Annotated in this window: 20 protein-coding genes; 14 read left to right on the top strand and 6 right to left on the bottom strand. The window is 72.6% G+C overall.

What is annotated here, in order from left to right:
* Window positions 1–52 precede the first annotated feature (52 nt).
* The 4 genes from ACFWJW_RS29555 (at window position 53) to ACFWJW_RS29540 (ending at window position 5,380) form a co-directional block, all read left to right on the top strand.
* Window positions 53–1,156 carry an NAD(P)H-dependent flavin oxidoreductase gene (locus ACFWJW_RS29555; RefSeq protein ID WP_387247132.1) on the top strand — a complete coding sequence of 368 codons (1,104 nt, stop codon included), beginning with the start codon at window positions 53–55 and terminating at the stop codon, window positions 1,154–1,156.
* Between the two features lie 19 nt (window positions 1,157–1,175).
* A complete protein-coding gene (locus ACFWJW_RS29550; protein ID WP_387247130.1) occupies window positions 1,176–2,735 on the top strand; it encodes an acyl-CoA synthetase in 1,560 nt (519 codons plus the stop codon).
* A gap of 116 nt (window positions 2,736–2,851) precedes the next feature.
* Complete coding sequence (locus ACFWJW_RS29545; RefSeq protein WP_387247128.1) at window positions 2,852–4,468, top strand: acyl-CoA synthetase; 1,617 nt, start codon at window positions 2,852–2,854, stop codon at window positions 4,466–4,468.
* A 111-nt stretch (window positions 4,469–4,579) separates the two neighbouring features.
* Window positions 4,580–5,380, top strand: coding sequence for a VOC family protein (locus tag ACFWJW_RS29540; protein ID WP_387247126.1), 801 nt, complete (start codon window positions 4,580–4,582; stop codon window positions 5,378–5,380).
* Between the two features lie 65 nt (window positions 5,381–5,445).
* On the opposite strand, the gene paaK is transcribed toward ACFWJW_RS29540, so the two are convergent.
* On the bottom strand, window positions 5,446–6,762 hold the full coding sequence (gene paaK, locus ACFWJW_RS29535; protein ID WP_387247194.1) for a phenylacetate--CoA ligase PaaK: 1,317 nt from the start codon (window positions 6,760–6,762) through the stop codon (window positions 5,446–5,448).
* Between the two features lie 122 nt (window positions 6,763–6,884).
* Here paaK and ACFWJW_RS29530 point away from each other — a divergent pair, with 122 nt between their 5' ends.
* Both ACFWJW_RS29530 and ACFWJW_RS29525 read left to right on the top strand, forming a co-directional pair.
* Window positions 6,885–7,583 carry an alpha/beta fold hydrolase gene (locus ACFWJW_RS29530; RefSeq protein WP_387247124.1) on the top strand — a complete coding sequence of 233 codons (699 nt, stop codon included), beginning with the start codon at window positions 6,885–6,887 and terminating at the stop codon, window positions 7,581–7,583.
* 549 nt (window positions 7,584–8,132) lie between these two features.
* Window positions 8,133–8,783 carry a chorismate mutase gene (locus ACFWJW_RS29525; protein ID WP_387247192.1) on the top strand — a complete coding sequence of 217 codons (651 nt, stop codon included), beginning with the start codon at window positions 8,133–8,135 and terminating at the stop codon, window positions 8,781–8,783.
* A gap of 67 nt (window positions 8,784–8,850) precedes the next feature.
* On the opposite strand, the gene ACFWJW_RS29520 is transcribed toward ACFWJW_RS29525, so the two are convergent.
* The gene (locus ACFWJW_RS29520; protein WP_387247122.1) at window positions 8,851–10,479 is read right to left on the bottom strand and encodes an acyl-CoA synthetase; all 1,629 of its coding nucleotides are present in this window, start codon (window positions 10,477–10,479) and stop codon (window positions 8,851–8,853) included.
* Window positions 10,480–10,687: 208 nt separating this feature from the next.
* Between ACFWJW_RS29520 and ACFWJW_RS29515 the strand changes: the two genes are divergently transcribed.
* The 5 genes from ACFWJW_RS29515 to ACFWJW_RS29495 all read left to right on the top strand — a co-directional run bounded on the left by ACFWJW_RS29515 (window position 10,688) and on the right by ACFWJW_RS29495 (window position 15,056).
* Window positions 10,688–11,488, top strand: a complete 801-nt coding sequence (locus ACFWJW_RS29515) for a crotonase/enoyl-CoA hydratase family protein (protein WP_387247120.1) — start codon at window positions 10,688–10,690, stop codon at window positions 11,486–11,488.
* Between the two features lie 15 nt (window positions 11,489–11,503).
* On the top strand, window positions 11,504–12,451 hold the full coding sequence (locus tag ACFWJW_RS29510; RefSeq protein WP_387247118.1) for a Zn-ribbon domain-containing OB-fold protein: 948 nt from the start codon (window positions 11,504–11,506) through the stop codon (window positions 12,449–12,451).
* The gene (locus tag ACFWJW_RS29505; protein ID WP_387247116.1) at window positions 12,451–13,506 is read left to right on the top strand and encodes a thiolase domain-containing protein; all 1,056 of its coding nucleotides are present in this window, start codon (window positions 12,451–12,453) and stop codon (window positions 13,504–13,506) included. The genes ACFWJW_RS29510 and ACFWJW_RS29505 overlap by 1 nt, the downstream gene beginning before the upstream one ends.
* The gene (locus ACFWJW_RS29500; RefSeq protein ID WP_387247114.1) at window positions 13,503–14,678 is read left to right on the top strand and encodes a thiolase domain-containing protein; all 1,176 of its coding nucleotides are present in this window, start codon (window positions 13,503–13,505) and stop codon (window positions 14,676–14,678) included. Before ACFWJW_RS29505 ends, ACFWJW_RS29500 begins: the two co-directional genes overlap by 4 nt.
* 138 nt (window positions 14,679–14,816) lie before the next feature.
* Window positions 14,817–15,056, top strand: a complete 240-nt coding sequence (locus tag ACFWJW_RS29495) for a DUF397 domain-containing protein (RefSeq protein WP_085923954.1) — start codon at window positions 14,817–14,819, stop codon at window positions 15,054–15,056.
* 76 nt (window positions 15,057–15,132) lie between these two features.
* On the opposite strand, the gene ACFWJW_RS29490 is transcribed toward ACFWJW_RS29495, so the two are convergent.
* The 3 genes from ACFWJW_RS29490 to ACFWJW_RS29480 are packed head-to-tail and all read right to left on the bottom strand — an operon-like array spanning window position 15,133 to window position 16,806.
* A complete protein-coding gene (locus ACFWJW_RS29490) occupies window positions 15,133–15,873 on the bottom strand; it encodes a leucine-rich repeat domain-containing protein (protein ID WP_387247112.1) in 741 nt (246 codons plus the stop codon).
* Between the two features lie 25 nt (window positions 15,874–15,898).
* Complete coding sequence (locus tag ACFWJW_RS29485; protein WP_387247110.1) at window positions 15,899–16,627, bottom strand: maleylpyruvate isomerase family mycothiol-dependent enzyme; 729 nt, start codon at window positions 16,625–16,627, stop codon at window positions 15,899–15,901.
* Window positions 16,624–16,806 carry a hypothetical protein gene (locus tag ACFWJW_RS29480; protein ID WP_387247108.1) on the bottom strand — a complete coding sequence of 61 codons (183 nt, stop codon included), beginning with the start codon at window positions 16,804–16,806 and terminating at the stop codon, window positions 16,624–16,626. The genes ACFWJW_RS29485 and ACFWJW_RS29480 overlap by 4 nt, the downstream gene beginning before the upstream one ends.
* Before the next feature lie 51 nt (window positions 16,807–16,857).
* On the opposite strand from ACFWJW_RS29480, the gene ACFWJW_RS29475 reads away from it, so the two are divergent.
* Window positions 16,858–17,466, top strand: coding sequence for a CGNR zinc finger domain-containing protein (locus ACFWJW_RS29475; RefSeq protein WP_387247106.1), 609 nt, complete (start codon window positions 16,858–16,860; stop codon window positions 17,464–17,466).
* Window positions 17,467–17,854: 388 nt separating this feature from the next.
* Here ACFWJW_RS29475 and ACFWJW_RS29470 read toward each other — a convergent pair whose 3' ends face one another.
* The gene (locus tag ACFWJW_RS29470; RefSeq protein ID WP_387247104.1) at window positions 17,855–18,076 is read right to left on the bottom strand and encodes a hypothetical protein; all 222 of its coding nucleotides are present in this window, start codon (window positions 18,074–18,076) and stop codon (window positions 17,855–17,857) included.
* 150 nt (window positions 18,077–18,226) lie between these two features.
* Between ACFWJW_RS29470 and ACFWJW_RS29465 the strand changes: the two genes are divergently transcribed.
* Window positions 18,227–18,622 (top strand): ACT domain-containing protein, encoded by a 396-nt coding sequence (locus ACFWJW_RS29465; RefSeq protein ID WP_387247102.1) that lies wholly within the window; start codon window positions 18,227–18,229, stop codon window positions 18,620–18,622.
* Between the two features lie 98 nt (window positions 18,623–18,720).
* Entirely contained in the window at window positions 18,721–19,221 is a 501-nt protein-coding gene (locus tag ACFWJW_RS29460; protein WP_042160224.1) for a hypothetical protein, read from the top strand.
* Window positions 19,222–19,298 lie beyond the last annotated feature (77 nt).

The following is a 19,298-nucleotide window of genomic DNA, read 5'->3' as shown; positions in this document are numbered from 1 at the left end:
CAGCATCAGAAAATCTCTTCCCTCGTACGGTCCGCTGCGGCATCCTTCGCGCATGCAGACGGAGCTGAGCAACACGCTGGGAGCCGAGCACGCCGTCTTCGGGTTCACGCCCTTCCCCGCGGTCGCCGCGGCGATCACCCGGGCCGGCGGGTTCGGGGTGCTCGGGGCGGTCCGCTACACCGCACCGGACGAACTGGCGCGGGACCTCGACTGGATGCAGCAGCACACCGACGGGCTGCCGTACGGGCTCGATGTGGTGATGCCCGCCAAGAAGGCGGCCGGCGTCAGCGAGGCCGAGGTCGAAGCGATGATCCCGGAGGAGCACCGCCGCTTCGTCGCCGAACTGCTGGAGAAGCACCAGGTACCGCGGCTCGCGGCGGGCGAGGCGTCCGGCTGGCGGATCACCGGGTGGATGGAGCAGGTCGCCCGCACCCAGCTCGATGTGGCCTTCGGCTATCCGATCAAGCTGCTGGCCAACGCCCTCGGATCGCCGCCGGCCGATGTCGTCCGGCGCGCCCATGAGCACGGCGTCCTGGTCGCCGCGCTGGCCGGCAGCCCCCGGCACGCCCGGCACCACAAGGACGCCGGTATCGACATCGTCGTCGCCCAGGGGTACGAGGCGGGCGGGCACACCGGCGAGATCGCCACCATGGTGCTCACCCCGGAGGTCGTGGCCGCCGTCGACCCGCTGCCGGTGCTCGCCGCGGGCGGCATCGGCACCGGGGAGCAGATCGCCGCCGGGCTCGCCCTCGGCGCGCAGGGCGTCTGGCTGGGCTCGCTCTGGCTGACCACCGAGGAGGCCCAGCTGCACTCCCGGCGGCTGACCGCGAAACTGCTCGCCGCGGGCCCCGGGGACACCGTCCGCTCCCGCGCCCTGACCGGCAAACCCGCCCGCCAGCTGCGCACCGCATGGACCGACGCCTGGGACGACCCCAGCGGCCCCGGCCCGCTCCCCATGCCGCTCCAGGGCCTGCTGGTCGCCGAGGCCAACTCCCGTATCCAGCGGCACGAGGTCGAGCCGCTGCTGGGCACCCCGGTCGGCCAGATCGTCGGCCGGATGAACAGCGAGCGCAGCGTACAGGCCGTCTTCGACGAGCTGACCCGCGGCTTCGAGCGGGCCATCGACCGGATCAACCGCATCGCCGGACGCGCGTGAACCCGAGGAGGACAGCGGAATGAGCAAGGACTCCCCACCGCCCAACGGCTTCTGGGCGCAGGCCGCCGCCGACCCGGACCGTACGGTCCTGATCGCCCCGGACGGCGAGGAGTGGACCGCGGGCCGGCTGCACACCGCGAGCAACCAGCTGGTCCACGGGCTGCGCGCGGCGGGCCTGGAGCGCGGCGACGCCTTCGCCGTGGTCCTCCCCAACGGCGTCGAGTTCCTCACCGCCTACCTCGCCGCGTCCCAGGCCGGGTTCTATCTCGTCCCCGTCAACCACCACTTGGTCGGCCCGGAGATCGCCTGGATCGTGGCCGACTCCGGGACGAAGGTGCTGATCGCGCACGAACGGTTCGCACAGCCGGCCCGGCACGCCGCGGACGAGGCGGAGCTGCCCGCCGCCCAGCGCTACGCCGTGGGGGCGGTCGACGGCTTCCGGCCGTACCGCCAACTCCTCGACGGACAGCCGGAGTCCGCGCCCGCCGGCCGCACCCTGGGCTGGGTCATGAACTACACCTCGGGCACCACCGGACGCCCACGCGGTATCCGTCGTCCGCTGCCCGGCACCCCGCCCGAGGACTCCTACCTCGGCGGCTTCCTGGGCATCTTCGGCATCAAGCCGTTCGACGACAACGTCCATCTGGTCTGCTCACCGCTCTACCACACGGCCGTACTGCAATTCGCCGGTGCCGCACTGCACATCGGCCATCGGCTCGTCGTGATGGACAAGTGGTCTCCGCAGCGCATGCTGGCCCTGATCGACACCCACCGCTGCACCCACACCCATATGGTGCCCACCCAGTTCCACCGGCTGCTCGCGCTGCCACCGGAGACCCGTGCGGCCTACGACGTGAGCTCGATGCGGCACGCCCTCCACGGCGCCGCGCCCTGCCCCGACCACGTCAAACGCGCGATGATCGAGTGGTGGGGCGACTGCGTCGAGGAGTACTACGCGGCGAGCGAGGGCGGCGGCGCCTTCGCGACCGCCGAGGACTGGCTGAAGAAGCCCGGGACGGTCGGCAGGGCCTGGCCGATCAGCGAACTGGCCGTCTTCGACGACGACGGCAACCGGCTGCCCGCGGGCGAACTCGGCACCGTCTACCTGAAGATGAACACCGGCGGCTTCCACTACCACAAGGACGAGGGCAAGACCCGGAAGAACCGGATCGGGGACTTCTTCACCGTCGGCGACCTCGGCTATCTCGACGAGGACGGGTATCTCTTCCTCCGGGACCGCAAGATCGACATGATCATCTCGGGCGGGGTGAACATCTACCCCGCCGAGATCGAATCCGCCCTGCTCAGCCACCCCGCGGTCGCCGACGCGGCCGCCTTCGGCATCCCGCACGACGACTGGGGCGAGGAGGTCAAGGCCGTCGTGGAACCCGCCGAGGGCCATCCGCCGTCGCCTGAACTGGCCGCGGAGATCCTGGACCACTGCGCACGGCACCTGGCCGGCTACAAGCGGCCCAAGTCCCTCGACTTCATCGCCGTCATGCCCCGCGACCCCAACGGCAAGCTCTACAAGCGCCGGCTGCGTGACCCGTACTGGGAGGGCCGGGAGCGCGCCCTGTAACCCGGCACCCCGCGAGGCGCGCGGCCGAACGGCGGCCGGTCCCCCCTCCGGGCCGGCCGCGGTCGCCGCCCGCCGGGTGCCTTGACCGGGAGGGGGCCGCGGCCCAGGATCGCGCCATGACGCAAGCGCGGAGCAATACGGTCGACGGAGTCCTGCGACGCAGCGCCCGCCGGGTGCCCGGACGGACCGCGGTGCGGTACGCGGACCGGTCCTGGACCTATCGCGAACTGGACGACGCGGTGACCGCCGCGGCCCGGATGCTGCTGGCGGACGGCCTGGAGCCCGGCGACCGGGTCGCCTCCTACGGGCACAACTCCGATGCGTATCTGATCGGGTTCCTGGCCTGCGCCCGCGCCGGACTGGTGCACGTACCGGTCAACCACAGCCTGACCGGCGAGGATCTGCGCTACCTCCTGGAGCAGTCGGGCAGCGTGCTGGTGCTCACCGACGCCGCGCTCGCACCCCGGCTGCCGGATTCCGTCCGCACCCTGCCCCTGCACGGAGCGCCCGGCGGGCTGCTGGAGCGGCTCGCGGCCCGGGAGACGCCCGCGGGAACCGAGTTGGGGCCGAGGGGCGCCGAGCCGGGGTCGACGGGCGCCCGGCCGGGGTCGACGGGCGCCGAGCCGGGGCCGACGGGCGCCGCTGCCGCGGACTTGGTGGCCGAAGTGCCCGACGACGCCCTCGTCCAGCTCCTCTACACCTCGGGAACCACCGCGCTGCCCAAGGGCGCGATGATGACGCACCGCGCCCTGGTGCACGAGTACACCAGCGCCGTCGTCGCCCTCGATCTGAAGGAGACGGACCGGCCGGTGCACTCGCTGCCGCTCTACCACTCCGCGCAGCTGCATGTGTTCCTGCTGCCGTATCTGGCGGTCGGCGCGGAGAACACCATCCTGGACGGCCCCGACCCGGGGCGGATCTTCGACCTGGTGGAAGCGGGCCTGGCGGACAGCCTGTTCGCGCCGCCGACCGTGTGGATCGCGCTGGCGAACCATCCCGACTTCCCCGTCCGGGAGCTGAGCGGGCTGCGCAAGGCTTACTACGGAGCCTCGATCATGCCGGTGCCGGTCCTGGAGCGGCTCCGCGCCCGGCTGCCCGGCCTCGCCTTCTACAACTGCTTCGGGCAGAGCGAGATCGGGCCGCTGGCCACTGTGCTCGGCCCGGAGGAGCACGAGGGCCGGATGGAGTCCTGCGGGCGCCCGGTGCTGTTCGTCGAGGCGCGGGTGGTGGACGAGACGGGCCGGGAGGCGCCCGACGGCACCCGGGGCGAGATCGTCTACCGGTCGCCCCAGCTGTGCACCGGCTACTGGGACAAGCCGGAGGAGACCGCCGAGGCGTTCCGGGGCGGCTGGTTCCACTCCGGGGACCTCGCAGTCCGCGACGCGGAGGGCTATTTCACGGTGGTCGACCGGGTCAAGGACGTCATCAACTCCGGTGGCGTCCTGGTCGCCTCGCGCCAGGTGGAGGATGTGCTCTACGAACATCCGCAGGTGGCCGAGGTCGCGGTGATCGGACTGCCGGACGAGCGCTGGATCGAGGCGGTGACCGCGGTGGTCGTACGGCGCGCGGACGGCGGCGCCGCGGTGGGGGAGCAGGAGCTGATCGAGACGGCCCGCGCCCGGCTGGCACCGTTCAAGGCACCCAAACGGGTGGTGTTCGTGGACGCGCTGCCGCGCAACGCCAGCGGCAAGGTCCTCAAGCGGGAGCTGCGGACCCGGTTCGGCGCGCCCTGAGCCGGCCGGGCGCGGTGTGCGTGAAGGGCGGCTGTCAGTGCCCCCTGCCATGCTGAGAAACGACGCGCACACCGCCGTGCACGTCACCATCCGTGCAACGGAGGTCCTGCCATGCTGACCACCAACTTCGTCCCGGGCACCCCGAACTGGCTCGACCTGGGAGCCCCCGACATCGACGCCGCCGTCTCCTTCTACTCCGCCGTGTTCGGCTGGAGCTTCCAGTCGGCCGGCCCGGATGCCGGCGGGTACGGCTTCTTCCAGCTCGACGGCAAGACGGTCGCTGCCATCGGCCCGCTGATGGAGGAGGGCGCCGGCTCCGCCTGGACCGTGTATTTCCAGACCCCCGACGCGGACGCCACCGTCAAGGCGGTGGAGCAGGCCGGCGGCGCGGTGCGCGTCCCGCCGATGGATGTCTTCACCGCCGGCCGGCTGGCCGCCTTCACCGACCCGGCGGGCGCCGACTTCGCCGTATGGCAGCCGGGCGATGTGCAGGGCCTGGAGCGGGTGATGGAGCCGAACACGCTCTGCTGGACGGAGCTGTACACCACCGACGCCGCCGCGGCGAAGGACTTCTACCGCTCCGTCTTCTCCTGGGACCACCAGGACATGCCGATGGGCGGCGACCTCATCTACTCCGTCGTGTCCGCCCCGGGCGGCGGCCAGGGCGACGACACCGGGCAGGGCGGCATCATGCAGCTGCCCGAGGAGAATCTGAAGGCCGGTTCGACCCCGGAGTGGCACCCGTATTTCGGAGTGACCGACTGTGACGCCACCTTCGCCGCGGCCACCGGCCAGGGTGCCACGGTCCTCATCCCGCCCACCGATGCTCCCGGCGTCGGCCGGCTGGCCATGGTCAAGGACCCGGCCGGCGCCCCGTTCGCGCTGATCAAGGGGGACCCGACGATGACCTGAGCGGGCCGCCGCGAACGCTGCCGCCAGCCGCCAGCCGCCAGCCGCCAATCGTGAGCCGTGAGCCGTCAGGCGGTGTCCCGCGGCCGGGCGTCCACGATGCGCTTGATCTTGCCGACCGAGCGTTCCAGGGTCTCCGGGTCGACGATCTCGACCGCGACCGAGACCCCGATGCCCTCCTTGACGCTGTGCGCGATCAGCCCGACGGCTGCCGTCCGCTCGTCAGAGCTCGCCTCCGGCCGGGCCTCGGCCCGCACGGTCAGCCGGTCCATCCGGCCCTCCCGGGTCAGCCGGAGCTGGAAGTGCGGGGCGATGCCGGGGGTGCGCAGCACGATCTCCTCGATCTGTGCGGGGAAGAGATTGACCCCCCGCAGAATGATCATGTCGTCGCTGCGTCCGGTGACCTTCTCCATCCGGCGGAAGGCGGGGCGGGCGGTGCCGGGCAGCAGCCGGGTCAGATCCCGGGTGCGGTAGCGGATGACCGGCATCGCCTCCTTGGTGAGCGAGGTGAACACCAGCTCGCCGTGCGCCCCGTCCGGCAGCACCTCGCCGGTGATCGGATCGACCACCTCCGGGTAGAAGTGGTCCTCCCAGATGTGCAGCCCGTCCTTGGTCTCCACGCACTCCTGGGCGACGCCCGGCCCCATGACCTCCGACAGGCCGTATATGTCCACGGCGTCGATCGCGAACCGTTCCTCGATCTCGCGGCGCATCGCCTGGGTCCAGGGCTCGGCGCCGAAGACGCCCACCCTGAGTGAGGTCGTACGGGGATCGACGCCCTGCCGTTCGAACTCGTCCAGAAGGGTGAGCATGTACGACGGCGTGACCATGATGATCTCGGGGCGGAAGTCCTGGATGATCCGCACCTGGCGGGCGGTCATCCCGCCGGACGCCGGGACGACCGTGCAGCCGAGCCGCTCCGCGCCGTAGTGCGCGCCCAGTCCGCCGGTGAACAGCCCGTAGCCGTAGGCGATATGGACGGTGTGACCGGGCCGGGCGCCGGCCGCGTGCAGCGAGCGGGCGACCACATCCGCCCAGTGCGACAGATCGCGCTCGGTGTAGCCGACGACCGTCGGGCGGCCCGTGGTGCCGCTGGAGGCATGGATACGGCGCACCTCCGCCCTGGGGACGGCGAACATCCCGAAGGGGTACTGGGCGCGCAGATCGTCCTTGACGGTGAACGGGAAACGGGCGAGATCGCCGAGCGACTGGCAGTCCCGCGGATGCACCCCGGCCCGGTCGAAGGACTCCCGGTAGAACGGGACGTGGTCATAGGCATGCTGCAACGAGGCGCGCAGCCGGGTCAGTTGCAGCGCGCGCAACGCCTCCCCGGAGAGCCGTTCCACCTCGTCGAACGTCTCACTGCCCGTAGCCGCTTCCGGCATGGAGTTCACCGCCTCGATTTCCCTACCGATCATTCGGTAGCCGCATGCTGATCCAAGTAATCAGCGCGCGGCGAACACGTCAAGGGGCGTGCCGCGGCCGGCTCACGGGTAGCGTCCCGCGCATGAGTGACGTCCAGAAAGTGCAGGTCGGTGAGGTCCAGCTGGCATACCGGGTGTGGGGAGAGGAGGATGCGCCCCCGGCCGTGCTGCTGCATTGCCTCGGTGAGGACGGCGAGGACTGGCGCGGAGTGGTCGGCCGGCTCGCCGGCACCCACCGTGTCTTCGCCCTTGACCAGCGCGGCCACGGCCACAGCGACTGGCCGGGCGAGTACGGCGCCGCACGGTGGCGGGACGATGTCATCGGCTTCCTCCAGGCGCTCGGTCTGGAGCGGGTGGCCCTCATCGGGCACTCGCTCGGTGCGCTGGCCGCCCTGCTGGTGGCCGCGGAGCGCCCGGATCTGGTGGACCGGCTGATCCTGGAAGAGGTGCCCCCGCCGCTGCCCGCCGACCCGCCACAGGAGGTGCCGGAGCAGCCGGCCGGCCCGCAGCCGTTCGACTGGCAGGCCGCCCGCGCGGTGGCGGCGGAGCGCAACGCCCCCGACCCCGGGTGGTGGGACGCGCCGGCGAAGGTCACCGCACCGACCCTGGTCATCGGCGGCGGTGCGGCCAGTGACATCCCGCAGGGACACCTCGACGAACTGGTCGAGCGGCTCCCCGATGCCCGCCTGGTGACGGTGGAGGGCGCCGGCCCGCTCGTCCACGAGGAGCGCCCCGGGGAATTCCTCGCCGCGGTCAGCGCGTTCCTCGCGTCGCAGTCGTAGCAGGCCGCCTTGGCAGGCCGGAGCGGGGGCATGGCGCGCGCGGCGTCCGCCCCCTGCCCAGGACGAGGACCAACGGCACTCTCTCCGGTGCCGGAGCAGAGTGCCGTTGCTCCATCCGGTCCTGGTACTCCTCATCCGTTCCCGACGGAGACGTGGCAGCTCTTCCCGGCGCGGACGGTGACGGTGGCATAGGTGTAGGCGGAACCGTCGGTGGTCTTGCCGTAGCCCGGTTTCTGCGAGTCGCCGCACACGCTGATGCTCGGGTGCTTTGCCGCACCCGGCCGGCCGGACGCCCGCCGGCCGTCCGGACGCGCCTGATGCGCCTGATGCGCCTGACGCGAGGCCCTGCCAGGCGGCCGGCGGGCCCGCGCCGACACGTACCGGCCGCTGCACGGAAATGCCCCTCCACACGACGATTGCCCGGTCTTGCCGGGGGCGCGGCCGTACGCTGACCGGGACTTCCCCCCCCGGAGTCCCGGAGTCCCGGAGCCCCAAAGTCCCGGAGACCCGGAGTCCCGAAGTCCCGGAGTCGTGAGAAAGGCCCCCACCGTGCAGCTGACCCCCTCGATACGGAGCGCCCTGGCAGCCGGCGCCGCCGTGACCGTCCTGTTCGCCGGAGCCGGAGCGGCCGCCGCGGCCCCGGCCGTCCCGAAGGCCCCGGCGGCCGCCCCGCAGGCCCGGGCCGCCGCGCCCGCTGCCGCCGCGCACTCCCCGTACAGCCGGCTCCGGCCGCTCGCCACGTTCTCGGCGGAGCGGCTGGCCACCGCCGATCTGGTGGCCGCGGCGAAATGGGGTACCGGCAGTCCGATCGATGACCCGGCCCGTGAGCAGGAGGTGCTGAAGAGCGTGGCGGAGCAGGCCCGGCAGCTGGGCGCCGATCCCGCGGCGACGACGCGGATCTTCCGGGACCAGATCGAGGCCAACAAGGTCGTACAGCGCGGGCTGTACCGCCAGTGGGACGCGAACCCGGCGAAGGCGCCGACCGAGCGGCCCGACCTCCAAGAGGTGCGCAAGGAGATCAACCGCGTCAACGGCGAGCTGGTGCGGGCCATCGCCGCCTCCCCGCACGCCCGCTCGGCGCCCTCCTGCACCCCGCTGCTGTCCATCGCCGCCGCACGGGTCCGCGCGGAGCGGCAGCTGGACGGGCTGCACACCGTGGCGCTGGCCCGTTCGCTGCGGTCGGTCTGCGCCGGGGCCTGAGCCCCGCGGCAGCCCGCGCGCCCGGTGGCGGGCGGACGGACCGCTCGGCTCGGACGGACCGCTCGGCTCAGACGGTCCGTTCGCCCGCCGCCACCGCCTTCGCCCAGCGGTAGTCCGCCTTGCCGCTGGGGGAGCGCCGGATGTGGTCGGTGAAGACGACGGTGCGCGGAATCTTGTAGCCCGCCAGCCGTGTCCGGCAGTGCAGCTGGATGCCCGCGAGGTCCAACGGCGCGGCTCCCGGCCGCAGTTGGACCACGGCCGCGACCCGATTGCCCCACCGCTCGTCCGGCACGCCCGCCACCAGCGCGTCATAGACGTCCGGGTGGGCCTTCAGGGCCTGCTCGACCTCCTCCGGATAGATCTTCTCCCCGCCCGAGTTGATGCACTGCGAGCCCCGGCCGAGGACGGTGACGATGCCCGCCTCGTCGACGGTGGCCATGTCGCCGAGCAGCACCCAGCGCTCCCCGTGCGCCTCGAAGAAGGTCTCGGCGGTCTTCTTCGGGTCGTTGTAGTAGCCCAGCGGTACGTGCCCGCGCTGGGCGAGCCGGCCCACCTCGCCGACCGTGACCGGCTCGTTGGTCGCCGGATCCACCACCGCCGTACGGGAGTTGACCTGAAGCCGGAAGCCCTTGTCGGGGCCGGAGTCGGTGGTGGCGGTGCCGTTGAAGCCGGATTCGGAGGAGCCGAAGTTGTTGAGCAGCAGGGCGCCCGGGACCAGGGCGCTGAACTGGGCGCGGACCGTCTCGGAGAGGATCGCCCCGGAGCTGCTGACGCTGAACAGCGAGGAGCAGTCGGTGCCCTGGAGCGGCCCGCTGAGCGCATCGACCAGCGGGCGCAGCATGGCGTCACCGACCAGGGAGACGCTGGTGACCCGCTCCCGCTCGATGGTCCGCAGCACCTCCTCGGGCACGTACTTGCGGTGGATGACGACCTTCTGGCCGAAGTGGAAGGCGATGAACGCGGTGAGGGTGGAGGTACCGTGCATCAGCGGGGGCGTGGGGAAGAAGGTCAGGCCGTCGCCCCCGGCCGCGACCCGTTCGGCCAGCTCCTGCGGCCGTTTGACCGGTTCACCGGTCGGTGCCCCGCCGCCCATCCCGGAGAAGAAGATGTCCTCGTGGCGCCACATCACGCCCTTGGGCAGGCCGGTGGTCCCGCCGGTGTAGATGATGATCCGGTCGTCGGCGGAGCGCGGGCCGAAGCCGCGGGCGGGGGAGGCGGCGGCCTCGGCGTCCGTGAGGGCGACGGGCGCGATCCGTGGTTCAGGGGCGCCGGGCGGCGGGGTGCCGACCCGGACGAGATGCCGTAACCCGGGGGCCTGGGGGAGGGCGGCGGCCACCCGCGCGGTGAACTCCGCGTCGAAGACCAGCGCCGCCAGGTCGGCGTCCCGGTAGAGGTAGGCCAACTCCTCTTCCACGTACCGGTAGTTGACGTTGACCGGGACGGCGCGGATCTTCAGGCAGGCGTAGGCGGCCTGGAGATATTCGATGCCGTTGTAGAGGTGCAGCCCGACGTGCCGGCCCGGGCCTATGCCGTGGTCGGCGAGGTGGTGGGCCAGACGGTTGGCCGCGCGGTCCAGCTCCGCGTACGTCAGCCGCCGCTCCGCGCCGGTCCCGGGGTGGTCGACGTACACCAGCGCCTCGCGGTCGGGGACCGTGTCGACGATCGACTCGAAGAGGTCGGCAAGGTTGTACTCCACGTCTCCTCCAGACCGGGCGGGCGTCGGCTAGGGGGTGTCTCTTCGCTCCACGGAGATCGAAGAGGCGCCCCGTAGGCCGTCATTAGAGCGCCGCCGCGAGGAGCTGGGAAGGGCCGCGGCCAAGAAATCTGACTGTCTGTCAGAAAAGCCTTGAAGTCGCTGTGCGGCTACTGCAACCTGTTCTCGTCGTGAGACGGGAGGACGGAACATGGGTGGTACGGAACATCTGTCGGTGGAGCGCGTCGGCGCGACGCTGGTGCTCACCCTCAACCGGCCGGAGGCGAAGAACGCGCTCTCGCTGCCGATGCTGGTGGGCCTGTACGACGGCTGGCTCGCCGCAGACGAGGACGACGAGATCCGCTCCATCGTCCTCACCGGCGCCGGCGGCACCTTCTGCGCCGGTATGGACCTCAAGGCCCTCGCGGGCGACGGGATGGCCGGCGAGCAGTACCGTGACCGGCTGCGCGCCGACCCGGACCTGCACTGGAAGGCGATGCTGCGGCACCACCGTCCCCGCAAGCCGGTGATCGCCGCCGTCGAGGGGTACTGCGTCGCGGGCGGGACGGAGATCCTCCAGGGCACCGACATCCGGGTCGCCGGTGAGGGCGCCACCTTCGGGCTCTTCGAGGTCCGGCGCGGACTGTTTCCCATCGGCGGCTCCACCGTCCGTCTCGCCCGCCAGATCCCCCGCACCCACGCCCTGGAGATGCTGCTCACCGGCCGGCCCTACCCCGCGGCCGAGGCCGAGCGCATCGGTCTGATCGGCCATGTCGTGCCCGACGGGACCGCCCGGGACAAGGCCCTGGAGATCGCCGAACTCATCAACGCCTGTGGCCCGCTGGCCGTCGAGGCCGTCAAGGCATCCGTCTACGAGACCGCCGGGATGACCGAGACCGACGGGCTGGCGGCCGAACTCGCCCGCGGCCGGCCGGTCTTCGACACCGCCGACGCCAAAGAGGGCTCCCGGGCCTTCGCGGAGAAGCGCCCGCCCGTCTACCGGCGGGCCTAAGGCAAGGAGTCCCGAATGTCCGAGGTCCTCACGGCGCCCCTCGTCGTGGAGTTCCCCTTCACCCGCTCGCTCGGCCCCGTCCAGAGCGCCTTTCTCACCGGGCTGCGCGAGCGCACCGTCCTCGGTGTCACGGCGAGCGACGGCCGGGTGGTCGTACCGCCCACCGAGTACGACCCGGTCACCGCCGAGGAGATCCGCGAGCTGGTCGAGGTGGGCGGCGCCGGCACCGTCACCACCTGGGCCTGGAACCCGTCCCCCCGCCGCTGCCAGCCGCTCGCCACCCCCTTCGCCTGGGTCCTGGTCCGGCTCGACGGCGCCGACACCGCGCTGCTGCACGCACTGGACGCACCCGGCCCCGACGCGGTGCGCACCGGAATGCGGGTCCGGATCCGCTGGGCCGCGCAGCGCACCGGCGCGATCACCGACATCGCCTGCTTCGAGCCGGACGACGGCCCCGCAGGCGACGCCGAACCCGCCCCGCACGACGGGGAGTTCGCCGACCCCGTCACCGTCATCATCGCCCCCGCCCGGCTCGACTACACCTACGCCCCCGGCCGCGCCCAGTCCCGCTACCTCCGGGCCCTCGCCGACCACAAGACCATCGGCGAACGCTGCCCCTCCTGCCGCAAGGTCTATGTCCCGCCCCGCGGCGCCTGCCCCACCTGCGGCGTCGCCACCGACACCCAGGTCGAGGTCGGCCCCCGCGGCACCGTCACCACCTTCTGCATCGTCAACATCAAGGCCAAGAACCTCGACATCGAGGTCCCCTACGTCTACGCCCATATCGCCCTGGACGGCGCCGACCTGGCCCTGCACGCCCGGATCGGCGGCATCCCGTACGACCGGGTCCGCATGGGGCTGCGGGTGGAACCCGTATGGACCGAGGACGGCCGCTTCCCCGACCACTACCGCCCCACCGGCGAACCCGATGCCGACTACGACAGCTACAAGGAGCTGATCTGATGCGCGAGGTCGCCATCGTCGCCTTCGGGCAGAGCGATCATGTCCGCGACAGCGCGGAGACCTCCGAGGTCGAGATGCTGATGCCGGTGCTGCACGACGTCCTGGCACGGACCGGCCTGGCGGCCCGGGACATCGACTTCACCTGCTCCGGCTCCTCCGACTACCTCGCCGGCCGCGCCTTCTCCTTCACCATGGCCCTGGACGGCGTCGGCGCCTGGCCGCCGATCTCCGAATCCCATGTCGAGATGGACGGCGCCTGGGCACTGTACGAAGCCTGGGTGAAGCTCCTCACCGGCGAGGCGGAGACCGCGCTGGTCTACGCGTACGGCAAGTCCTCGCCCGGTGACGTCCGCGAGGTCCTCACCCGCCAGCTCGACCCCTACTACGTGGCCCCGCTGTGGCCCGACTCGGTCGCCCTCGCCGCCCTCCAGGCCCAGGCCCTGATCGACGCGGGACTGACCGACGAGCGGGCGCTGGCCGGTATCGCGGCCCGCAGCCGCACGGCCGCCGAGTCCCCTCCGCACGCCCAGCCGCGCGGCGCCGTGCCCGCCGGCGAGCACCTCGTCGCCCCACTGCGTACCGGCGACTGCCCGCCCATCAACGACGGTGCGGCCGCCGTCGTCCTCGCCGCCGGTGACACCGCCCGCCGGCTGACCGACCGCCCCGCCTGGATACGCGGCCTCGACCACCGCATCGAGGCACACGCCCTGGGCGTCCGCGACCTCACCGACTCACCGTCCACCCGGCTCGCCGCCGAGCGCGCCGGCGCTTTCGAAAGGCCGGTCGACACCGCCGAGTTGCACGCCCCCTTCACCTCCCAGGAAGTCGTGCTGCGCCGCGCCCTGAAGCTCGACACGCCGGACAGCACGGTCCGGATCAACCCGTCCGGCGGCGCGCTCGCCGCCAACCCGGTCATGGCCGCCGGGCTGATCCGCCTGGGCGAGGCCGCCGCCCGCATCCACCGGGGCGAGTCCGACCGCGCACTCGCCCATGCGACCTCTGGACCGTGCCTCCAGCAGAACCTGGTCGCCGTCCTGGAAGGGGAGACCCGATGAGTGAGGCGAGCAAGGAGCCCGTGGCCGTCGTCGGCATCGGCCAGACCCGGCACGTCGCCGCCCGCCGGGACGTCTCCCTCGCCGGACTCGTCCGCGAGGCCGCCCGGCGCGCCCTGGACGACGCCCAGTTGACCTGGGCGGACATCGACGCCGTGGTGATCGGCAAGGCCCCCGACTTCTTCGAGGGCGTGATGATGCCCGAGCTGTACCTCGCCGACGCCCTGGGCGCCGTCGGCAAACCGATGCTGCGGGTGCACACCGCCGGCTCGGTCGGCGGCTCCACCGCCCTGGTCGCCACCAACCTCGTCGCCGCCCGGGTCCACCGCACCGTCCTCACCCTCGCCTTCGAGAAGCAGTCCGAGTCCAACGCCATGTGGGGCCTGTCCCTGCCGATCCCCTTCCAGCAGCCGCTGCTCGCCGGTGCCGGCGGCTTCTTCGCCCCGCACGTCCGCGCGTACATGCGGCGCACCGGCGCCCCCGACACCATCGGCTCCCTCGTCGCCTACAAGGACCGCCGCAACGCGCTCAAGAACCCCTATGCCCATCTCCACGAGAAGGACCTCACCCTCGAAAAGGTCCAGGCATCCCCGATGCTCTGGGACCCGATCCGCTACTCCGAGACCTGTCCGTCCTCCGACGGGGCCTGCGCCATGATCCTCACCGACCGCACCGGGGCCGCCCGCGCCCCGCACCCGGCGGCCTGGGTGCACGGCGGGGCGATGCGCAGCGAACCCACCCTCTTCGCCGGCAAGGACTTCGTCTCGCCGCAGGCCGGCAAGGACTGCGCCGCCGATGTCTACCGGCAGGCCGGCATCACCGACCCCCGCCGGCAGATCGACGCGGTGGAGATGTACGTCCCCTTCAGCTGGTACGAGCCGATGTGGCTGGAGAACCTGGGCTTCGCCGAGGAGGGTGAGGGCTGGAAACTCACCGAGTCCGGCGTCACCGAACTCGACGGCGCGCTGCCCGTCAACCCCTCGGGCGGGGTGCTGTCCACCAACCCGATCGGCGCCTCCGGCATGATCCGCTTCGCGGAGGCCGCCCTCCAGGTACGGGGCACGGCCGGCGACCACCAAGTCGACGGCGCCCGAACGGCGTTGGGACACGCCTACGGCGGTGGCTCCCAGTTCTTCGCGATGTGGCTGGTGGGCGCCGACACGCCGGGCGGCTGACAGCCCACGGGGGCGGGCTCGCCCGGCCGGCGCGCCCACCCGCGGATCACCACTCCACCGCCTCGCCACGTCCCCTGTCCGTCCCGGGACACAGTGGTTAGGCTGACCGCGGACGACGAACCGGGAGGTGCGGGACACGTGACCGACAGCATCACGGAGCAGCGGCTCGTGGGCGGGCCCAGGCCCGATCTCGACCTGACGCAGGCCGAGTGGCAGTCGAGCCCCCAGGGCGTGGGCGGCGTCCAGATCGCCTTCGTCGAGGGCTATATCGCGATGCGCAACCGCCGCAGCCCCGAGATCCCGGCGGTGATCTTCACCCCCGCCGAGTGGCGCGCCTTCGTCCTCGACGCGCGCGAGGGCGAATTCGACCTCACGTAGGGCGTGTCGCCCGAGCGCACGACACGCCGTGGCACGGGACACGCCGGTGGCACGGGCACACGAGCAGCGGCAGCGGTCAGGTGAGCACCACGCACCCGCGCTCCCGGAGCGCCCGGACCGGCTTCGCCCCGTCCGCCACGGTGTTCCAGCGCAGATCCAGCTTCTCCAGCGACGGCAGCCGGGCGATCCAGGGCGGCAGCTCCGCGATCCGGTTGCCGCGCAGATCGATCCGGCGCAGCAGCGGCAGAGTACGCAGCGCCTCGGGGACGTGGGGGAGCGCGTTGTCCCGTAGTTCCAGCACCCGCAGTTCGCGCAGCGCCGCGAGGCTCCCGGGCAGCGCCGTCAGCGCATTGCCGCCCAGCCACAGCTCCCGGAGCCGGCCGAGCCGCCCCAGTGACTCCGGGAGGTCGGTCAACTCCGCCTGCTGCGCACGGAGTTCGACCAGCCCGGCCATCCCGCCGAGCGCGGCCGGCAGCCGGCCGAGCGGATTCTCGCCGACGTTGAGATAGCCGAGCCGGTCCAGTCCGCCGAGGGTGTCCGGCAGCGTGGTGAGCCGGTTGTCGTGCAGATAGAGGAAACGGGTCAGCCCGGCCAGCTCGCCGATCTCGTCGGGGACCGCGGTCAGGGAGTTGTGACCGAGGTCGAGGGTGTGCAGCGCACGCAGCCGGCCGAGCGCCGCCGGGATCTCGGTCAGCGCGTTGTCGGCCAGGATCAGCACCTCCCGGTCCGCGCGCCGCCAGACCTCGGGCGGTACGGCGCTCAGGCCCGCCTTCCAGAGGTTCAGCACGGGAGGGCTGCCGGACTCGGGCAGTGACATGAGGCTCCTTCCGGGAGGCGGACCGCTACGGCCAGCCGAGCAGTTCGGGCAGCGGGGCCGCTTCCCCCGACCGGCGGCAGTCGAGCGGGTGGTGCGGCCTGCGGCCGGTCATCCAGGCCGCGAGATCACCGAGCGGGCCGCTCACGGTCACCGTCGGCGCGTCCCCGGGACCGTACCGCCGTGACAGCGTGCCGTCCGTGGCCGTCAGCACGAGATGCAGGTCCCCGGGGACGCGGGGCGCCATATGGTCCAGCAGGTGCAGGCACAGTTCCCGTGGCCAGTCCCGCGGGCCGTAACCGATCCGGGCGTCCGCCGTATGGATCTCCAACTCCCGCCACCAGGCCAGCAACGCGGAGCGCAGATCGCCGTCGCGATGCCGCACCGGCCGCGACCAGTCGGCCGGGCCGACCGCCGCCCAGGCCGCCGACGCCTCGGCCAGCGCGGCCCGTACGGCCTCCCGCAGCGCCGCCGCGTCCCGCAGCGCGCCGGCCTCGATCGCGGCGGCGCGCGCCGGGCGGCCACCGTCATACGGCTCGATCAGCTCCCCGCGCAGCGCATAACGGGCCTGCCGGGCCAGCGCCAGCCCGACGCCTTCGATGTGGGAGAGGACATGCGCACGGGACCAGTCGGGCAACTCGCTGGGCTCCCGCACCTCATCGTCGGTCAGGGCGGGCAGCAAGGCGCGCAGCCGCTCCTGACCCGCCTCGATCGCGGCCCGTATCGCCTCGGCCGGCATCGTGTGCTCCGTCGTCATGGCCACAGCAGCAGCTCCTTTGTCTTGGCGTACGGCTCGGGAGCCTGCGCCCGCCCGGCGCCGGGGAGTCGTGCGGTGCACAGTCCCGCCCGTCCGCCGGGTGCCGTCGGTGGGCCGCATACGGGCAGCGCACCCGCCAAGCTCCGTAAGTCGCCCAGCAGTTGACGCACGTCGGCCACACCGCCCCCCTCAGCCAGCTAATGGTTGCCGGTGACGTTACCATTAGCCACATGGCCGCAACACAGCTCGCCCTCGACCTCGCCGTCACCATCCGCCACGACGGGCACGGCGGTGTCGCCGATGACCTGGCCGACCCGGAAGGGCTCGCGGTCTGGGTGCGCGAACGGGCCGCGCTGCTGGACTGCGACGGGCAGCCGGTCACCGTGGACGAGCCGCTGCACACCGCCGTACGGGAGCTGCGGGCCGCGGTGCGGTCGTTGTTCGCCCGCGCCGTCCGGCCGGGACCGCCCAGTTCCGCCGACGCCCACCGGCTCCTCCCGGAGGTGGAGGCGATCCGCCGGCTGAACACCGCGGCGGCCCTGGTCCCCACGGTGCCCCGGCTCAGCTGGGAGCCGGACGCCCGGCCCGCGCTGCGGCTGCGGCCGGCCGGCTCCCCGTCGGCCGCCGACCGGATCGTCGCCGCGCTGGCCCGTGCCGCCCTCACCTTCCTCGACGGACCGGACCGCGACCGGCTGCGGGCCTGCCCCGCCCCACGCTGTGTGCGCTACTTCGTCAAGAGCCACGCCCGCCAGGAGTGGTGCGCCCCCTCCTGCGGCAACCGCGCCCGGGTCGCCCGCCACCACGAGCGGCGCCGGGAAGGCCGGGACGGCGCCCCGTAGGGCCTGGCCGGCGGATTCCCGCCGGCGCGCCGATGCAGTATGATCATGACGCAGCTTCGGTCCGCGGGCCGGAGCCACGCGTCTGTGGTCCAAGGAAAGACGTCCACCAGCCGGTGGGAAATGCAGGTGCAAGACCTGCCGGGCGCTCTGCCAAGGGGCCCTTCCTCATACGGGGAAGGGCCCCTTTTTGCCGGGTGGACCGACGTCGGCCGGACGCGTCCCGCAGGCAGCACAGGGCCATCCGCGGCAGTTCCCCGCCGAGGACGCCCAGCCGCTGTCCAGGCCGCCTCCTCGGGCGCGGTCACCCGCAACTGAGCATGGCCTGCGCCGTACGGAGAGCGAACTCCCCGATGAGCGCGGCATTCTGACGGAACATCATGGCCGAGGGTTACTCCCTGGCAGGGTCGGCGCCCGGTCGCTTGACGATCCGATCGTCGACCTCGACCGACTTCCAGAGCCGGCGGCTGATCCGGACCTTCACGGATGCGCCGTCGGCCAGGCGGACCTCAACGAAGTGGTACATGTTCGAGCCATCGAGCATGCCCCGCGACTTATGGACGACGACGCCTTCCCAGGAGTCGTCTCGTCCGGCTTTGTGAGAGGTGAACATGACGTCGAGCCTACGAAGAGCGGCAGCCGGCCCGGCAGAGCCGTGCGTCATGACCTGGGGATGACATATGTCCTGCCGGGGCGTTGCCCGGCCTCGGTGCCGGACGGGCCTCGGTGCAGGGAGGGCGGACAGGTCACCTAGGGTGGGCGCATGACAGGTGAGCGCGATCTCCGGGCCCTGCTGAGCGGGATGCGTCCCGAGCGGAACGAGGGCCGTTACGTCTTCGTCAGCGTCCCGGGCGCGGTCCCCGAGGGGCTGACCCCGGTGGTCACCGTCTCCGAACCCGAGGGCCGCACCCTCGTCGTCCACCAGGAAGAGGCCGACCGCGCCGGCCTGGCGTACGACTATGTCGCCGCCTGGATCACCCTGCGGGTGCACTCCGCACTGGACGCCGTCGGCCTGACCGCCGCCGTCGCCACCGCCCTCGCCCAGGCCGGCCTCAGCTGCAATGTCGTCGCGGGCTTCCACCACGATCACCTCTTCGTGCCGTATGCCGCGGCCGACGAGGCGCTGCGCCGGCTGCGCGCGCTGGCCGACCGGGCCTGAGACCACCGGCCACGGAGCGGGCGGCGGCGCCGCGCACGGGGTGTCGCCGACCCCGACGTCCGCGCGGCGCGCCCGGCCGGGCCACGTACGATGGCGGCATGTCCTTCCTCCGCCGCCGCAGCGCAGCCACGCCCGCCGGGCCTGACTTCGACGTCCTCGCCATGGACCCCGGGGACTGGCCGGGCAATCTCGGAGCCGGGCTGCTGCCCGCGCCCGACGGGAGCTGCCAGGGCGTCTTCCTCCGCTACGACCTGTTCGGCGGCCGCGGCCCCGCGATGATCATCGGCAATCTGCCGGAAGGCTCCCCGGCCCGTGAGCTGGAGGACGACCAGGTGCCCTTCGAGGTGGCCCAGCTGCTCGCGGCGCTCGGCAACGACGAACCGGTGACGGTCGTCGAGAGCGAGGACACCCCCGTGATGCACGACGACAACCTGCTGATCGTCAAGCGCATCAAGTGCTCCGAGAGCCGGATCTCCTGCGCCCAGTTCGACCGCAGCGACGGTGTGCTGGTCACCATCGCCAGCTGGGACCGGCCGATCACCGACGACCTCTACGCGCTGCTCAAGCCCCTGCCGGCGGAGCTCTTCCAGCAGGGCTGAGCCCCGGCGCAGCCCCGGAGCGGACAGTGTCGCGGGCCGGGGGAGCGAGGCCCCGCCCCCGCGCGCGGCCCGCGCAC

Origin of the sequence: Streptomyces sp. NPDC127097 (assembly GCF_042724075.1) — a bacterium.
GTDB lineage: Bacteria > Actinomycetota > Actinomycetes > Streptomycetales > Streptomycetaceae > Streptomyces.
Note: the sequence above shows the minus strand (reverse complement) of the source record. Positions and strands in the feature narration are given on the sequence as shown.

Bases quoted from the DNA above. Each gene is read 5' to 3' on its own strand.
- ACFWJW_RS29555 (WP_387247132.1), top strand. From the start codon at position 53: ATGCAGACGGAGCTGAGCAACACGCTGGGAGCCGAGCACGCCGTCTTC.
- ACFWJW_RS29550 (WP_387247130.1), top strand. From the start codon at position 1,176: ATGAGCAAGGACTCCCCACCGCCCAACGGCTTCTGGGCGCAGGCCGCC.
- ACFWJW_RS29545 (WP_387247128.1), top strand. From the start codon at position 2,852: ATGACGCAAGCGCGGAGCAATACGGTCGACGGAGTCCTGCGACGCAGC.
- ACFWJW_RS29540 (WP_387247126.1), top strand. From the start codon at position 4,580: ATGCTGACCACCAACTTCGTCCCGGGCACCCCGAACTGGCTCGACCTG.
- paaK (WP_387247194.1), bottom strand. From the start codon at position 6,762: ATGCCGGAAGCGGCTACGGGCAGTGAGACGTTCGACGAGGTGGAACGG.
- ACFWJW_RS29530 (WP_387247124.1), top strand. From the start codon at position 6,885: ATGAGTGACGTCCAGAAAGTGCAGGTCGGTGAGGTCCAGCTGGCATAC.
- ACFWJW_RS29515 (WP_387247120.1), top strand. From the start codon at position 10,688: ATGGGTGGTACGGAACATCTGTCGGTGGAGCGCGTCGGCGCGACGCTG.
- ACFWJW_RS29510 (WP_387247118.1), top strand. From the start codon at position 11,504: ATGTCCGAGGTCCTCACGGCGCCCCTCGTCGTGGAGTTCCCCTTCACC.
- ACFWJW_RS29505 (WP_387247116.1), top strand. From the start codon at position 12,451: ATGCGCGAGGTCGCCATCGTCGCCTTCGGGCAGAGCGATCATGTCCGC.
- ACFWJW_RS29500 (WP_387247114.1), top strand. From the start codon at position 13,503: ATGAGTGAGGCGAGCAAGGAGCCCGTGGCCGTCGTCGGCATCGGCCAG.
- ACFWJW_RS29490 (WP_387247112.1), bottom strand. From the start codon at position 15,873: ATGTCACTGCCCGAGTCCGGCAGCCCTCCCGTGCTGAACCTCTGGAAG.
- ACFWJW_RS29485 (WP_387247110.1), bottom strand. From the start codon at position 16,627: ATGACGACGGAGCACACGATGCCGGCCGAGGCGATACGGGCCGCGATC.
- ACFWJW_RS29475 (WP_387247106.1), top strand. From the start codon at position 16,858: ATGGCCGCAACACAGCTCGCCCTCGACCTCGCCGTCACCATCCGCCAC.
- ACFWJW_RS29470 (WP_387247104.1), bottom strand. From the start codon at position 18,076: ATGTTCACCTCTCACAAAGCCGGACGAGACGACTCCTGGGAAGGCGTC.
- ACFWJW_RS29465 (WP_387247102.1), top strand. From the start codon at position 18,227: ATGACAGGTGAGCGCGATCTCCGGGCCCTGCTGAGCGGGATGCGTCCC.
- ACFWJW_RS29460 (WP_042160224.1), top strand. From the start codon at position 18,721: ATGTCCTTCCTCCGCCGCCGCAGCGCAGCCACGCCCGCCGGGCCTGAC.